At 41.3% G+C, this 15,875-nt stretch carries 16 protein-coding genes, 5 tRNA genes and 1 pseudogene; 3 read left to right on the top strand and 19 right to left on the bottom strand.

All coding sequences use genetic code 11. From position 1 onward, the window contains the following. Nucleotides 1-60 precede the first annotated feature (60 nt). The 7 genes from D8872_RS06355 to rplK form a co-directional block, all read right to left on the bottom strand. Entirely contained in the window at nt 61-714 is a 654-nt protein-coding gene (locus tag D8872_RS06355; protein WP_125390339.1) for a DUF1803 domain-containing protein, read from the bottom strand. Continuing rightward, nucleotides 707-1,219, bottom strand: a complete 513-nt coding sequence (locus tag D8872_RS06350) for a YiiX/YebB-like N1pC/P60 family cysteine hydrolase (protein ID WP_125390338.1) — start codon at nt 1,217-1,219, stop codon at nt 707-709. The genes D8872_RS06355 and D8872_RS06350 overlap by 8 nt, the downstream gene beginning before the upstream one ends. Before the next feature lie 122 nt (nt 1,220-1,341). Next, nucleotides 1,342-1,668, bottom strand: coding sequence for a DUF2568 domain-containing protein (locus D8872_RS06345; RefSeq protein WP_125390337.1), 327 nt, complete (start codon nt 1,666-1,668; stop codon nt 1,342-1,344). A gap of 53 nt (nt 1,669-1,721) precedes the next feature. Further along, nucleotides 1,722-2,657 (bottom strand): manganese-dependent inorganic pyrophosphatase, encoded by a 936-nt coding sequence (locus D8872_RS06340; RefSeq protein ID WP_125390336.1) that lies wholly within the window; start codon nt 2,655-2,657, stop codon nt 1,722-1,724. A gap of 332 nt (nt 2,658-2,989) precedes the next feature. Beyond that, on the bottom strand, nt 2,990-4,441 hold the full coding sequence (locus D8872_RS06335) for an APC family permease (protein ID WP_125390335.1): 1,452 nt from the start codon (nt 4,439-4,441) through the stop codon (nt 2,990-2,992). Between the two features lie 128 nt (nt 4,442-4,569). Beyond that, nucleotides 4,570-5,259 carry a 50S ribosomal protein L1 gene (gene rplA / locus D8872_RS06330; RefSeq protein ID WP_001085675.1) on the bottom strand — a complete coding sequence of 230 codons (690 nt, stop codon included), beginning with the start codon at nt 5,257-5,259 and terminating at the stop codon, nt 4,570-4,572. 97 nt (nt 5,260-5,356) lie between these two features. Next, nucleotides 5,357-5,782 (bottom strand): 50S ribosomal protein L11, encoded by a 426-nt coding sequence (gene rplK, locus D8872_RS06325; RefSeq protein ID WP_001085808.1) that lies wholly within the window; start codon nt 5,780-5,782, stop codon nt 5,357-5,359. A 149-nt stretch (nt 5,783-5,931) separates the two neighbouring features. Between rplK and D8872_RS06320 the strand changes: the two genes are divergently transcribed. Then, nucleotides 5,932-6,279, top strand: coding sequence for a DUF3397 domain-containing protein (locus D8872_RS06320; protein ID WP_125390334.1), 348 nt, complete (start codon nt 5,932-5,934; stop codon nt 6,277-6,279). Nucleotides 6,280-6,382: 103 nt separating this feature from the next. Here D8872_RS06320 and gloA2 read toward each other — a convergent pair whose 3' ends face one another. From gloA2 to D8872_RS11275, 4 genes and pseudogenes are all read right to left on the bottom strand, one after another. Further along, complete coding sequence (gloA2, locus tag D8872_RS06315) at nt 6,383-6,769, bottom strand: SMU1112c/YaeR family gloxylase I-like metalloprotein (RefSeq protein WP_125390333.1); 387 nt, start codon at nt 6,767-6,769, stop codon at nt 6,383-6,385. A 106-nt stretch (nt 6,770-6,875) separates the two neighbouring features. Beyond that, nucleotides 6,876-9,173, bottom strand: a complete 2,298-nt coding sequence (locus D8872_RS06310; protein ID WP_125390332.1) for a DNA translocase FtsK — start codon at nt 9,171-9,173, stop codon at nt 6,876-6,878. Nucleotides 9,174-9,244: 71 nt separating this feature from the next. Further along, nucleotides 9,245-9,441 (bottom strand): annotated as a pseudogene (locus D8872_RS06305) (PspC domain-containing protein). A gap of 131 nt (nt 9,442-9,572) precedes the next feature. Then, nucleotides 9,573-9,656 (bottom strand): hypothetical protein, encoded by an 84-nt coding sequence (locus tag D8872_RS11275; RefSeq protein ID WP_514133001.1) that lies wholly within the window; start codon nt 9,654-9,656, stop codon nt 9,573-9,575. Between the two features lie 352 nt (nt 9,657-10,008). On the opposite strand from D8872_RS11275, the gene D8872_RS06295 reads away from it, so the two are divergent. Together D8872_RS06295 and D8872_RS06290 are read left to right on the top strand one after the other, a co-directional pair. Further along, on the top strand, nt 10,009-10,428 hold the full coding sequence (locus D8872_RS06295) for an NUDIX hydrolase (RefSeq protein WP_125390331.1): 420 nt from the start codon (nt 10,009-10,011) through the stop codon (nt 10,426-10,428). Between the two features lie 55 nt (nt 10,429-10,483). Continuing rightward, nucleotides 10,484-11,275 (top strand): peptidylprolyl isomerase, encoded by a 792-nt coding sequence (locus tag D8872_RS06290; protein WP_125390330.1) that lies wholly within the window; start codon nt 10,484-10,486, stop codon nt 11,273-11,275. A 202-nt stretch (nt 11,276-11,477) separates the two neighbouring features. On the opposite strand, the gene ldcB is transcribed toward D8872_RS06290, so the two are convergent. The 8 genes from ldcB to D8872_RS06250 form a co-directional block, all read right to left on the bottom strand. Then, nucleotides 11,478-12,263 (bottom strand): LD-carboxypeptidase LdcB/DacB, encoded by a 786-nt coding sequence (gene ldcB / locus D8872_RS06285; protein ID WP_125390329.1) that lies wholly within the window; start codon nt 12,261-12,263, stop codon nt 11,478-11,480. 9 nt (nt 12,264-12,272) lie between these two features. Then, nucleotides 12,273-13,997, bottom strand: a complete 1,725-nt coding sequence (locus D8872_RS06280; protein WP_125390328.1) for a TcaA second domain-containing protein — start codon at nt 13,995-13,997, stop codon at nt 12,273-12,275. An 18-nt stretch (nt 13,998-14,015) separates the two neighbouring features. Further along, nucleotides 14,016-15,110: a DUF6574 domain-containing protein gene (locus tag D8872_RS06275; protein WP_260471680.1), complete on the bottom strand. Its 1,095-nt coding sequence runs from the start codon at nt 15,108-15,110 to the stop codon at nt 14,016-14,018. A gap of 311 nt (nt 15,111-15,421) precedes the next feature. After that, nucleotides 15,422-15,495: transfer RNA gene (locus tag D8872_RS06270), tRNA-Pro, on the bottom strand. Between the two features lie 42 nt (nt 15,496-15,537). Next, nucleotides 15,538-15,611, bottom strand: a tRNA-Arg gene (locus D8872_RS06265). Nucleotides 15,612-15,629: 18 nt separating this feature from the next. Beyond that, nucleotides 15,630-15,715: transfer RNA gene (locus tag D8872_RS06260), tRNA-Leu, on the bottom strand. Nucleotides 15,716-15,720: 5 nt separating this feature from the next. Then, nucleotides 15,721-15,792: transfer RNA gene (locus tag D8872_RS06255), tRNA-Gly, on the bottom strand. Between the two features lie 21 nt (nt 15,793-15,813). Beyond that, nucleotides 15,814-15,875: transfer RNA gene (locus D8872_RS06250), tRNA-Thr, on the bottom strand.

Raw genomic sequence — 15,875 nt, 5'->3', positions numbered from 1 at the left:
GCACAGAATATGGCAAAATGACAGGTGGGTCTGTCTAATTTTTCTTTATTCAAAAAACTATCAGTCCAATTGGAACACTAGGCGTTCCTTGTCAAAGCTAGCCTTCAACTCATACTTACCAGCCTCATTCTGACAAATGTAACCTAGAATCACCAGACTATCAACAAAAATATCGCGACGCTTCTGCAGGAGCTCATTTTTTCGGACATACTTGAGGAGGAAAGTCGTCATATATTTCAGGGCATACTCTGGATTCACATCTCCCAAGATAGCATAAAGAGGCTTCTGCTCCTCAGACAGCGGATACTGTCGCTGCATTTTATAGAAATAATTGGACAAGGTCAGTTTATCTCTCTGAAAATCGGTCTTTTCCAGCAGAATAGCCGCATTAGTCTGATTAGCAAGCTGAGTCTCAAAGCTCAAATTCAACAATTCCTGATAGATCGGACTATCATCTCTAATAAAGATTTCCTGATCCAAAGATAGATTTTCTAGATTGTCCAAAAGTGGAAGCTGCTGATAATAGCGCTTATTTTCCCGCCGAATATAGCCCGCCTTGATACATTCCTCCATGAAGCGATCTAGATTGGGAAAGCCCGCAAACTCACGTTTGATTTCTCTTAAAATCACATCATCCTGCTGATCCAGATAAGTGATTAGTTTTTCAAATAAAGGCTGTCGCGTCAGCCGAGTCGGATTGAGAATTTTAATCATGGAGTTCTCCTTTAAAAATGAGTTTGGCTGATTGAGCCAACTGACTGGGATTGGTACCAGGCTGCCCTAATGGTACAGCCACACCCAAGTCCTCATAATAAGCCTGCCAAAATGTAGAAACAGCATTTTCACCATCAGCAAACTGCATGGGAATGGTCTCAAAAATCGGCAAAATCCTAGCAATATATTCCGAGCAGTAAAAGCCCTCGCTCTCAGGATAGAAACTGGCATTATAAGGTTTGCCCAAATGGGACTTAGCTTCTTTAAAGGCGGCAGAGACATCTATCTCTGGATAAGCAAAGACATGATAGATGTCCTCTTCTTCCAAAAACTGGCTCAAGGGCTGATGGTTCACTCCCTTGTCCTGCGTCGCATGGTAAATATCACCATCAAAGAAGATACCCACATGACTATAGGAGCCCGTCGCTGTCCGAATTGCTGCTGCCATATCCGATTGCCCGACTATGAACAGCAAGTCACCATTTTGTAAATCTTGAATCTTCATTTCTCTCGTCTATCAAAAAAGGAGCCGAAACTCCTTTAGCTATAAGGAAAACAAAGTTCCCTCATGTCAATTGCTAGTTAAAGAACTACCATTTAAATAATTCATTAACTATACTATAAGAATCACTCTGGCTGAAAATAATAAAGTAGCACTAAACTTCCAAATGACAGAGCAAAGTAAAGGACTCCCATTTGCAACCCATACAAATACCAAAAACTACCACTAACTAGAATAAAAATCGTTATCTCAGCAACGAGTCGTTGCCATTTTTTAAAAGCATGTGGAGATTTTGGTGCCATATAACGCGCCCAAAATAAGATTAATAGAACTGCTAAAAGAAAAAACAGGATTTTTTCCAACCAAGAAGTTTGCATTACAAACACGAAGAAGAAACCAAAGATTGCTACAACCTCAACCAAAAAGCGCAGTCCCTCAATCAATAGTATCATACTATCACCTTCTACAAATAGTCAAATTAACAGTTCCAAAAAATCATAAAGAATTACCCATTAAAACTTTCAGTCAACTGAGGCACGACTTGTTTCTTACGTGAAACGGCACCAGCCAAGAAGGCATGGTTGTTTTCAAGTTTAAAGTTGAAGGCTGCTTCTACCTTATCCATGTTTGACCCAAGCGCAAGGATTTCTGAGTTTGAATTCACGATGTCTGTAATCATCAAAACAAAGTCAGAATAACCATTTGCTTCATTAGCTGCTTGCATTGCTGCTTCGATTTCTGCTTGGCGTTCCAAAACTTCAGCAATATCTACAGTGTTGACTTGTGCTACACGGACATTGTTTCCGTTGAGTTCAAAAGTCTTAGCATCAATGTCAATCAATTCTTCAGCAGATTTGCTTGCCAAGTTTGTACCAGCCTTGAGCATAGCCAGACCGTACTCTTCCAAGTTCACACCTGCTAACTCAGCCAACTCAGGAGCAATATCCTTATCACTTGGGTGTGTCGTTGGAGATTTCAAGAGAAGTGTATCTGAAATCAAACCAGATAACATCAAACCAGCAAGCTCTTTAGGAACTGCCACACCGTGTTCTTTAAACATACGATAAACGATAGAAGACGCTGATCCAACTGGCTCCAAACGCATGTAAAGTGGGCTTGCAGTTTCAAAATTAGCTACACGGTGGTGATCCACAACGCCATAAACTTCCACTTCAGCAATATCTGAAACAGATTGTTGGAATTCATTGTGGTCAGTCAAGATAACTTGCTCTGCACCTTCCGCTTTAGCAGATGTGATGACGCGTGGTGCTTCTACACCAAAATAGTTCAATACAAAGGCTGTTTCTTCATTTGGAGTCCCAAGAGCTACTGCTTCTGTATCCAAACCGTAAGCTGTTTTTGCAAGATAAGCAAAGGCTACAGATGACCCGATGGCATCTGAGTCTGGATTTTGGTGACCAAATACTAGAATCTTAGACATGATAATACCTCTTTGTTTTTAATAATACTTATTCCACTTATTTTACCACAATTATGGGTATTTCACAAAAGGAGAAGGATATTTTCTTGAGAAAAATTGTTGCATTAGCTTAGAAACAAGCGCTGATCAGTCAAAAAATAATAGTCCAAGCTGACCTCTGATAGGCGAAATTCCAAACTAGATAGTTTCCGGATGAACTGCGATAAAACCCAACTATAAAAATACTTGTCTTATCATTTTTATTTCCTGTGAAAGGATTTTTTCCTAAAAAACAGCCCTATCATAAGATAGGACTGAAAACTTTATCAATTTAAGGATATTGGCACTTATCACTATTGCTTAAGCGACTGTCTCTTCTCCCGTTTAGCCAAAAGTGGCAAGATGACACCTAAACTAATCAAGACAATCGGTGTCAAGATATTTGTCATCAGAGAGAAGCGCCAACCAGCTGGATCAACCGCATAGTCTACTTTGGGAACCATCCCTAAAATACAAGCAAAAGCTGTGAAAAGGAAGCACCAAGCTCCGATGATAAAGCCAAATTTCGGATTTTTAGTAAGTTTGTATTCCGCATCCTTGTATTTCTTCCAAGCTTTATTGAGCAACATATAAGCCACAAATACCCAAAGATAACGCATCGGCATAACAATAGAGTTAAGATTAGTCATCCATTTAACCAGACCATCAATTTCCTTGATTCCAAAGATTGGTAGGACAATCAGGAAACTTACCAAAATCCCTGTCAGGATATAACCGTTAATCAGTACACCTTTTGATGTCCGCTTGCGTAGCCAGCTTGGAACAAATTCTTCGTCTGCATTATTGAGCAAGATTTGTAGAGGCGCGTCAATTGAGAAGGCCAAGGCAGCAATCTGTCCGACCATATTGGTCAGGGCATAGACAACGACTAGCACATTGCCCACACCCCAGTAGTTACCCAGCATTTGGAAGGCTTGGTAGGCACCATTACGCATCAAATCTTCAGGAATATTGCTGCCGTCAAAAAGCATACCCATGGCAAGAGAACCTAAAATCGCAGAGGCACCAACCATGATGGCCATGATGATCATCCCTTTTGGAAATTCCTTAGCTGGATTGCGGGTTTGGTTAACGTAAGGCGAGATTTTCTCAGCCCCACCGACTGCAAAGACCAAGAGCGAGATAGTCGTAAAATATGAAAAATCAAAATTAGGAATATAGGTGCTGAGCTTGTCCATATTAGCCGTTGCAAACTGCATGTCCGGCTTGATAAAAGGCGCGCCAACCGCTAAGAGAACAAAGAGGAAGGACATAATCAACATGGCACTTCCAGCCAAGCCTCCAATCACCTTAAGTGTAGACAGCCCCTTTGTAGACAAGTAGAGGAAGGCACCGAAAATCAGCAAGCTAAGAATAACAATCCAATGGAAATCCAAGCTGCTCAAAAAATCGCCATTGCCTTGGATAGCCCAACCTAAAGGAATCAGAACTCCCTGTGGTTTTTGAGCCAAGTAGGGAATATGCACCACCCAGTAAGTCCAAGCCGCAAAATAAGCCAAGCGCTTGGTAGAAGTCTTCTCCACCCAGTCGCTGACACCACCTCCGCTTTCCTTAAAAGTCGATCCTAACTGTCCCACGATGAGGGCATAAGGAATAAAGTAAATGGCCAGGATAAGAATCCAAGAAACAACGACCGAAATCCCTTGTTGGGAGTAGTTGTTGACCACATTTCCCAGACCCCAAACCATATTAAAGGCAATCAGGGACACCATCAGCCAAGTCAGCTGGTTCTGATCTTTTTTCATCATTCATCTCCTTTGAATATAAAATAAATAGCTCCATAAAATTATACCATGTTTTTATATTTTTGTAACCGTCTTCAGCATATTTTGTCAAAAAAAAGAGCTACCCATAGGTAGCTCAAGTTCAATTCTTAAAGTGAGTTCACGTCAACCTTGATACCAACACCTTGAGTAGTTGTGATAGTCAAGTTTGTTACGTAAGTTCCTTTAGCTGTAGCTGGTTTTGCTTTTTGGATTGTTTCGTTGAACGCTTTGAAGTTTTCAACCAATTTTTCAGCTTCAAATGATACTTTACCGATGATTGCTTGAACGTTACCTGCACGGTCAGCACGGTAAGTGATCTTACCACCTTTAGACTCTTCAACTGCTTTAGCAACATCCATTGTTACAGTACCAGTTTTAGGGTTTGGCATCAAGTTACGTGGTCCAAGGACACGTCCAAGACGTCCAACAAGAGCCATCATGTCAGGTGTAGCGATAACTACGTCGAAGTCCAACCAACCGTCGTTGATTTTCGCAACAAGGTCATCTTCACCAACAAAGTCTGCACCAGCAGCTTTTGCTTCTTCAGCTTTTGCACCACGTGCGAAAACAAGAACGCGTGAAGTTTTACCAGTACCGTTTGGCAATACCATTGCGCCACGGATTTGTTGGTCAGCTTTTTTAACGTCGATGTTCAAGTTGTAAGCAACTTCTACAGTTGCGTCAAATTTTGCAAAGTTAGTTTCTTTTGCAAGTGCTACAGCTTCTTCTACACTGTATGCTTTTGTGCTGTCGATTTTCTCAAGAGCAGCACGAAGTTGTTTGCTTTTTTTAGCCATTTTCTATTCTCCTTGTAAGTGGTTCAATCGATTTTCATCTCCCACGTCACTCCTCGAAATGATGAAGTCTTGCGGGTTATATTGGGGGTGTTATTGATTAGTCAACAACAGTGAATCCCATAGAACGAGCAGTACCTTCGATCATACGCATTGCAGACTCAATGTTTGCTGCGTTCAAATCTGGCATCTTAGTTTCTGCAATTTCTTGTACTTGTGCACGAGTAACTGTAGCAACTTTCGTTTTGTTAGGTGTACCTGATCCTTTTTCAACACCTGCAGCTTTTTTCAAAAGAACAGCAGCTGGTGGTGTCTTTGTAACGAAAGTAAATGATTTATCTTCGTATACTGAGATAACAACTGGAATGATCATACCAGCTTGATCAGCTGTACGAGCGTTGAACTCTTTTGTGAATCCCATGATGTTGATACCAGCTTGACCAAGAGCAGGTCCAACCGGTGGAGCTGGAGTAGCTTTACCAGCAGGGATTTGCAATTTTACAAGTTTTTCGACTTTTTTAGCCATTTTTAAATCCTCCTTTGTGGTTTTGGCGGTAATTAGAGATTTTTACCTCCCACAAGTATGCTTTTTGCATACTTTTCTATTATACACTAATCTTTTCAAAATGCAAGAAAAATTCTTATATTTTCTCATTTTTATGGTAAAATAGTTACATGGTATTATTAAAAATTGCTTCTGTATTATTTATTTTTTTAACACTTATCTTATCGATTATCGCGGTGAAGGTCTTCAGGCTAAGAAAATTTGGCTTGAATTTTGCAGATTTGGCTTTCCCTTTTTTTGCTATAGAGTTGTATATCATTTCAGACAAAGCCTTCTACCACAGTCTTTTGCCTCACCTATTATTTGTCTTGTCTGGCCTAGCCATCGCCATCACCGCCTATTTTCTCAGGAAAAAACGGACTTTCTACTATCCCAAGTTCTTTAAATTCTTCTGGCGGGCTGGTTTTATCTTGACCTTCTTTATGTACCTAGCCATGGTCATCGCTCTCTTTTTATAAATGTAAAATAAACCCCATCGGTCAGAGCCGATGGGGTTTTCATATGTAAATCTTATGAGTTATTCTTCTACTTAGAAACGAAGACCATCCGATTCTCCTAGTTTTATTCATGAATCTCTAGAGGCAGGCCATCCGGATCAAAGAAGAAAGCCATCTTACGGCCATCAAAGTCATCATAGCGCAGTTCGGTATGAGGTATCTCCAAACGGTCAAATTCCGCTAGCATTTCTTCGACATCTGTCACTCGGAAAGCCAGATGCCGCAACCCAGTATGCTCTGGATCAGGCAGGGCTGGCCGCTTAGGAGCCTCTTCCTTGATGAAAATTTCCAGCGTCAGATTTCCTTTACGGACATTAAAGAGAATGTCCTTCTTGTCGGGTCGATGGTGCTCATCCAGCATGTCAAAGCCCAGCTTTTCCACATAAAAATCCTTTGTTTTGTCATAATCATGGCCAATAATCGCAATATGGTGAATGCTATCTAGTTTCATAACTTTTTTCCTTTCATTCTTCAGTAGAGAAAATCTGCCGGCTAACTGCTGGCAGATTTTTATTTACAGGACATTATTCTTGTTAACCAACTACTCGGGAAAAAGTTTAACTTGTCTGCAACACTTTTCTCGGCTTCGTTCCTTCTGCTGGTCCGATGACACCTGCTGCTTCCAGCTCTTCCATGAGACGAGTAGCCCGATTAAAGCCGACCGAAAGTCGCCGCTGGATCATCGAAGCGCTAGCTTTCTGAGTCTCGATAACCAAGGCCTTGGCTTCCTCAAAGAGGGGATCGCCTTCATCATCGCCCCCGCCAGTATCCAAATCACTTTCAGATACTTCGCCTGGATCAAAACTATCGTCATAGTCAGCTTCAGCTTGATTCTTGACAAAAGCTACGATTCGCTCCACATCTTCATCTGAGATAAAGGAGCCCTGCAGACGAACTGGGTGGTTTTCATCAATCGGCTTAAAGAGCATATCGCCACGCCCCAAAAGCTTTTCTGCTCCATTTTCATCTAGAATAGTCCGACTGTCTGTCCCGCTGGACACAGCAAAGGCAATACGAGAGGGTACATTGGCCTTGATCAGACCGGAGATAACATCTACTGATGGACGCTGGGTAGCCAGAATCATGTGAATTCCAGCCGCACGCGCCTTTTGTCCCAGACGAATAATAGCGTCTTCCACTTCCTTGCTGGCCACCATCATAAGGTCAGCCAACTCATCCACAATGACGACGATTAAAGGCAGGGGAACCTGCTTGTACTCTGATTGAGCATTGTACTCGGCTACTTTAGCATTGTAGCCGGCAATGTTACGGGCACCGACCTTGGAGAAGAGTTCATAGCGGTTTTCCATCTCGTCTACAACCTTCTGGAGGGCGCGGCTGGCCTTACGAGGATTGGTCACAACAGGGATAAGCAAGTGGGGAATGTCATTATAAACGGACAGCTCTACCATCTTAGGATCCACCATCATAAACTTGACTTCATCCGGTCTGGCCTTCATGAGAATACTAGCGATAATACCGTTAACCGCTACAGATTTTCCAGAGCCAGTAGAGCCCGCTACCAGGAGATGGGGCATCTTAGCCAAGTCAAAGGAACGGACCGAACCATTAACAGCTTTACCGAGTGGGATTTCTAGGAGCTTACTAGCATCCGTTTTAGACTGGTCCCAGAGTTCTCGGAAAGTCACGGTCGCAACTTCAGAGTTGGGTACTTCGATCCCGACAAGAGACTTCCCAGGAATTGGTGCCTCAATTCGCACATCCTTGGCAGCTAGAGCGAGAGCCAAGTCATCCGCCAGATTAGAGATCCGATTGACCCGAACGCCGACAGCTGGCTTAACCTCGTACTTGGTGACAGAAGGTCCGATTTCAGCTCGTTCGACAGTAACCTTAATCCCAAAGCTAGCAAATGTTTCTTCCAAAATCTTGATGTTTTCTCGGACAATCCGCTTTTCTTTAGACTGGTTTTTAGGCTTATCAGGCGCAAAGAGATTGATAGTGGGTAATTTATAGTCTAGACTTTCTTTGGTCGTAAAATCTACCTCTACGTCCGCCTCTGCTTCTTCTATTTCCTCTTCGCGGCCAAAGTCCAGGGGCTCATGGGGATCATACTCCCCCTCTTCAGCATAGTCCGCCTCATCAAAGTCCATAGGCGAGTAAGACAAATCCTCATCATCTAAAATCGCTCCCGTTTGAGGATCCACTTCAGTTTCTGCCTGCTCTACCTCAATGGCTTGCATAGCTGCCTGTGCGGCTTTCTCCTCCCGCTCAAGGAAACGAAGCTGACGTTTTTCCTCCTCTTTTTCTCTCCAGTTTTGGAAAGTCACGCTAAATTTCTCAGCAAGATCATAAAGCGACCATGGACTCATGAGCAGAGCCCCCAGCAAAATCAGGAGCAGACCAATGAAATAGGAGCCGATATTTGAAAAAAGAAAAGAAATCGGAGCATAAAGAGCCGCCCCAATCAGCCCACCACCAGCAAATGAGGACACTTTAAAGGCCATCAAATCTGTCAGGACTCGCGTAAGCGTTGTAGATAAAACCTGTCCTTTCAAATGCAAAACATGAACAAAATAGGCTTGAAAAATTAAGCTGAGTCCTAAGAAAAAGCTTATAAAGCCTGAAATCTTCCCCTCATGTTTGTGCAACCACTTAAAGAAAAAGAGATAAAACAAGGCAGCTAGAATCGCCACATAAGCCAGACTCCCTACCAGAACCCGAATTAAATTATAAATGGTGACGCCAAAAGCGCCCAGCTTCAATGCAGCAAACAACAAAACAATAGCCAAAACAAAGGTGACTATCATCCGTCGAATCGCTTTCTGTCTTTCTAATTCCGCTTTTGTCGGCCTTCTCGTAGTCCGACCGTTTCTTGTATTTTTCTTATTTGCCATAACTTTCATTATACCATATTTTAAGATCTTCTAAAGAGAAAACTAGCTGCCTTTTGCAACTAGTTTCTGCTTTATTCTTCTGGCAAAATCAACCAAAAAATGAGGTAGGGAAGAAGTCCAATCCCATAAGCGAAAAAGGAGACTCCCCAGATGACACGAATGATAACCGGATCTATATTAAAATACCGAGATTAAAATACCGAGCTAAGCCGGAGCAAACTCCAGCAATGATTTTATCGTCAGCACTTCTTGTTAAACGTCTTGCCATAATTAAACTCCCTTCAAACGAATGATAAATTTTGTCAAACAAAACCAATAATTCTCATCTTATTTTACCATGATTTTTCCTCAAATAATTGTCGGAACTTCATCATCATCTTCAAAATCTTTGACTTTTTCTTAATTAGGGAAAGGTTTCTGGATACGCCCTAGAATAAAACGAGAGAGCGGACCAGCCAAGAGAAAGTTAAGGGAAACCGCCATTACAAAATTTGTTCCCCAAGCTCCCAAATAACGTTCCACTAACAAGGATGCACCCCAATATTTTGCTAGCGCTTATGATGATCTTTCAAAAAACGAACGGCCAATTCTTTGGCCAAGGGTACTACTAAAAGAGCATCTATTTGAAAGGCCACTATAAAACTAGATGAACAACATAGCTTCCTAAAAATTTCTAGACACAAGTGCTCCATTCCTGATGTATCGCATTCATTCTAACATATATATTTTTTCTAACAAGCAGAAATTTCAAGAAAGTGTTTCTATAGCTCGGATTGGTAATCCCTAGCTATTTTTGCTAGACTATTTAGAAGAAAACATCGGAAAGGAGAATAGTATGCGAGCAGGTGTGATTGTCTACAATCCTTTCTTAGACAAGATTTTGCTGATTCATCGCTGGAAGAATGAACAAGAGTATTTCGTGATTCCCGGTGGGACTATCGAACTTGGAGAAGGACCTCTAGAAGCCGCCTTACGGGAAATGAAAGAAGAAGTCAATCTTAGTTTTTCTGCTGACCAGCTGCACACAGCTTTTTCCCTGAACAATCAGAGAAAAGAGGAATATTATTTTTACGCTGAACTATGTACGGCCGAGACTCCCCGCATACAAGGCGAGGAGCTTGAGCGCAGTAGTCCCAAAAATATTTACCAGCCCGAATGGGTTAGCTTGCAAGAACTTTACAACTACAATCTACGTCCAGAAATCCTTAAATCGCTACTATTGGAATTTCTGACGCAGGAAAGTTTGAAAAACTAAAGCACTTATAGTAAAATAGCAATAGTTCATAAACTTATGCATAGAAAGGTTATTTATGAAAAAAATCATTCTTTTTAGTCTTTTATCTGCACTTGCTCTGGCAGGCTGCTCTGCTAAAGAAGATTCTACTACCAAGTCCTCCAGCGCTCCTAAGCAGTCTTCTGCTACCGATACCAGCTCTGAGGCAGCTGAAGCTCAAAAACTCCGTGAAAAATACAAGGATGCCATGACCAATGAAAATGCCAACTTCCCACAACTATCTACAGAAGTTGCTGAAGATGAGGCTGAAGTCAAGATTATCACAACACAAGGAGATATTCGCCTCAAGCTGTTTCCTAAATACGCTCCTTTAGCTGTCGAAAATTTTCTGACACATGCAAAGGAAGGCTATTATAACGGTGTGATTTTCCACCGCGTTATCAATGATTTCATGATTCAGACCGGCGATCCTAAAGGAGATGGTACGGGTGGCGAATCCATTTGGAAAGGCAAGAATGAGGCTATTGACTCAGGAAATGGCTTCAAGAATGAATATTCCCCTTACCTCTATAACTTGCGCGGCGCACTAGCCATGGCTAATGCTGGAAAAGATACCAACGGCAGTCAATTTTTCATCAACCAAAGCAAGAAAGACTTATCTAAACAATTACCGACTGACACCTTCCCAGCTAAAATCATTGAAGCTTACAAAAATGGTGGAAATCCAAGTCTTGACGGTGGCTATACTGTCTTTGGTCAAGTCATTGAAGGAATGGACGTGGTAGACAAAATCGCTGCCACAGAAACTGGCGATAAAGATAAACCCAAAACAGATATTAAAATCGAAAAGATTGAAATTATAAAATAATAAGATAAAGTCAACTCGAGCTCTGCTCATCTTATGAGTTAGGTCTTAGTGTCAACAAAATAAAAAACCAGTCCCCAAAAAACGAGGACTGGTTTTACTATGCATTTTTCTAATCATACAGCAGCTCAACTCCACTTTTAAAGTGAGGTATGTAGCTTCTAATTTTTGAGAATAAGGTAGACGCTAAGTCTGCAATTAGATTTTATTGGACATAATTACCACCTGTAAAATGATAATATTCTTCCAGTGTGAGACCAGATTCGGAAATTTCCTTGGCCTCTTTTCCTACATAGCGTAGATGCCAACTTTCGGGCACATAGCCAGTAGAACCCTCCTTGCCAACAGGATAGCGTACTACAAAACCATATTTATAGGCATTGTCCAAGAGCCACTGACTTGCCCCAGCTTCTTCAACTAGATTGCCGCTATTATCAATCAAATCAAAAGCTAAACCAGTTTGGTGCTCACTGTAGCCCGGTCTTGCCGAGTAGCGGTCAGCCGCGGCTTGTCCATCTCGATTAGCATAACTCTGATAAAGCCCCACCTGCGTTTGATAACTACGAAAGCCGCTATATTGATCGCTGATAGGATAGCCTTTGGCCTGCATATCTGCGATTAACCTAAGTAATTCTGCTTTAGCAGTCGGATCCTCACCTGGATTGTAGTCAGCTGATAAGGGATAGTGTTTATTGGCAATGACAATTTCGTCATATTTTCCTTGAACACTATAGTATCTCCCATTGTAAGAAACATTTTTATCGACAGTTATTTCCTGCTTTTGCTCCTTTTTAGACTCCGTGCCATCCGACGACTCACTTCTGGTATCTTGGCTAGATGTTTGATCTTTTTCAGCCTCTTTTTTCTCCAAAGATACCTTTGAGCTATTTGCCTGCTTGTTTGTACTACTTTCAGTATTGTCTTTAACAGCTGAGCAAGCCCCTAAAACCAAGACTGAAACTGCTAGAAAAATAAATTTATTAGATTTCATTGTACCCCACTAACTTTCTGAAACTTCAATATTATAGATTGCAAAGGAATTTCCGGTCGGCCTCAAATAGTAAGTTTTATTTTTTCGATTGACACTATTTGGAGTACTATCAATATAGTGAACTGTATAGTCTTCATAAGTCGTCACAATATAGGACCCGTTCTCCTCTCTCACTTCACGGATATCCAAAGCTCCTGGATCGTAATAATCAATTTTCGCCTTCTTGACACCACCACCTGTAGTCCACTCAACCATTTCCTTGTATGCTGGACTAGAAGTATCATAATATTGAGCATAATAATTAGAACGATTAGAGACCGATCTAAAAACAGCCGTGCGATATTCGCTAAGGAAATTGGTAATTTTTGCCTTGTTAGCTTCTACCTTTTTAGCTTCTTCGTCCTTTTCTTTGAGCTTATCTGTCACTTCTTTAGGTAAAGATAAAGCAACATCAAGCATGTCTCCCTTGACAACAATACTTTCCTTGTTGGTTACAAAAGTGTTATCAGCAACAACAAATTTAGCATAAACTTCCAGTTCTTGATGTGGTACGACTTGAATATCTGGATCCAAGCTACTACCAATTTCCTTGCCATTTACAACAATTTTAAGGTCTGTTGCATTTGAAGCTTCTGCTGGCATAATAACCTTCAATCGTTTCTTTTCAGATTTAAGATCCAATTTAATTTCATTATTCTTAGCAGTTGCTAAATCAAGCTGAATCTTGCTCTCAATTTCTCCGACTTCCGTCTTCCCTTTCAGGGTAAATTCCTGCTTGATAAAATGATATTTACCAATATTCGTTTCAGCATTCTTACTCAAAGTAAGGCTTTTCTTATCTCCTGCTTTGATGCTCGCATTGTCTAAGTCCGTGTTAACCTTAACCTCTACTGGATAGGCCACTATTTGATATTCCTGGAAAATCCCAAATTTCTTGCTTTTTTCAGTTACACCTAAAAGCTTATTCTGATTGTCATCAATATAGGCTGATTTACCCTTTGACTTAGCAATGTTGTCCAGCTCGGTCTCAATATTGATTTCTTGACTCTCTAAGTGCTCGACCAAAGCCCTCGCGTCTGCACGTGTCCACTTATCTGAACTAGAAGAGAGCAGGTTTGCGATTCCATCATAATCCTTTTTAATAACTGCTTTTGCAAAATCATCCGTAACAACTTTAACACCTGTCACCGAGCTCAGATATAGAAAGGCTGCCACCAAAACAGAAAGCAAAATCAGAGGGAGAGCAATCAGCATGACTTTCTTCTTCGACATTCTTTTTTCTGCTTTTTTTATTGCTTTCTGTGGTAATTCCGAATCCAATAATTCAGAGCGAATAGGCAAATTAGCAAAACCTTGATTTCGTGCTTCTAAAAATTCCTCTTTAGTCGGCTTTCTGCCAATATGCGTCTCGAAAGCTTGCAGCCAATTCTCCCGTTGCTCTTGGTATTGATCCGATTCTGAAATCTCTTGCTTTTCTTCTTTAGGAGAAACCTCAACAAATTCTTCTTTGAGAAACTCTACAGCTTGCTCCTCTTGCCCAAAATTTTGTTCCTGAGTCACCGAGCTTTGCTTCTCTTCAGCTGGCCCATCGTTACTTTGTCCTGCTGGAGCCGCAATAGAAATAATCTTTCTGGGATCAAAATCAGAACGTTTTCCTTCTAAAAACTCATCTGCGGTTGGCTTTCTACCAATCACTTGCTCAAAAAGCTCAACCCACTTTTCTTTCGTTACCATAAATCACCTCCCAGAACTTTACATCATCATAAGACTCATCAGTAATGAGAAAGCGATGAAAGTAAAGATAAATGTAATCACACCATTGACAATAATTGCCAGTAAATATTTATAAAAAGGATCCATAGACGTGCTAGATTTTGAATAAATCAAAGCAAAGGTTGCACCAACCCCAATTAACACTAAGCCAATCCATGCTAGGAAGAGGGAAACAGACATAATCCCAAGTAAGCTAAATAAAGCAGAAAGAGCCACAAAAGGTAAGACAATCGCATAGAGTCTGCCATACCAGTCAAATGCCTTATTAAAGCTAAAGCTTCCATCCTTATAGACCATGCGTTTTACAGCAAAGCCTCCTAAAATAATGGAGAAAAGAACGAGGGCTGCTGCTATCAGTGAGACCAAGAAAAGCCTAAAATCAAAAGTCGGACCACTGTAAAAGCCAAAACTCACCGAAGAAATAATATTATAAAAATTATAATTCACCACAATAGCCGCAAAGAAAACAGTCAATCCTAGGGAAAGATAGCCATTCAATTTACTACTTTCAACCTCTGAAGTTGGCGACTTCCAAGCAGAAACAAGCCAAGCCCAGAAACCTTTCATTGTTTTAGAAAATTCACTTGGTTGCGCCGGCTGTTGCTGACTATAGTAGGCCTGTGGACCTTGCTGGAAATTCTGCGCATTGAACCGGCCTTGCGGATTATTTTGATAAGCTTGCTGATTAAAGCCTTGCGAACCAGAAGATTGAGGCTGACTAACAAACTGGTTAGGTTGCCCACCATTTGGCTGTTGATAAGGATAGCCCTGCTGAGCAAACGATTGTGTTTGATTAGCAAATTGATTTAGGTTTTGCTGTTGCTGAGGAAGCTCTTGATATTGCTGCCCAGTTGGCTGAGTGAACGGAGTTTGCCCATTCTGTTCCTGAAAACTATTTTGCTGCTGAGCATAATATTCACCGTTTGAAGCTCCTCCTTGTGCTGGAACAGAGTCTGATATGATTGAGCCAGTTTCACTTCCAACTTGGTTCGTACTTGTCACCTCAGGTTCCACAAATTCACCAGCCAGCAAAGCTTGAGTAATTTCCGCATCCGTTGCTGAATGGCCATTCACAGCTTCAAAATACTCGAGTCAATCTTGCTTTAACATATAAAAATCTCCCATCAATAAATGATTATCCACATATTAGTATACAAAAAATTAAGTAAAAATTCAATCAAGGCAATAGGCACGCATAAACACCCAAAAATATGAAGTAAGCAAAATACTTTAGTAAAAAGTAAAAAGACCAGATCCCATATGGATACTATCTAATTTACGAAAACTTATAAATTATAGAGACATTATAGAAAAGCAAAAAACCAGGACCCATAAAATATAAAAAAACAACAGCATATAGCCGTTGTCTTCTATGAATTAGCATATCGGGAAGACAGGATTCGAACCTGCGACACCTTGGTCCCAAACCAAGTACTCTACCAAGCTGAGCTACTTCCCGATCATAAGTAAAAACGGAGTCATAGAACCTCGTTTCCCTTCATGCACCCTAGAGGAGTCGAACCTCTAACCGCCTGATTCGTAGTCAGGTACTCTATCCAGTTGAGCTAAGGGTGCCCTGTCGCATATCCACTATGCCGAGGACCGGAATCGAACCGGTACGATCGTTACCAATCGCAGGATTTTAAGTCCTGTGCGTCTGCCAGTTCCGCCACCCCGGCCTCAAAGCGAACGACGGGATTCGAACCCGCGACCCCCACCTTGGCAAGGTGGTGTTCTACCACTGAACTACGTTCGCATCTCTATCCAAAAAAAATGCCGGCTACATGACTTGAACACGCGACCCTCTGATTACAAATCAGATGCTCTACCAACTGAGCT

It is taken from the genome of Streptococcus cristatus (assembly GCF_003943815.1).
Lineage (GTDB): Bacteria > Bacillota > Bacilli > Lactobacillales > Streptococcaceae > Streptococcus > Streptococcus cristatus_F.
Note: the sequence above shows the minus strand (reverse complement) of the source record. Positions and strands in the feature narration are given on the sequence as shown.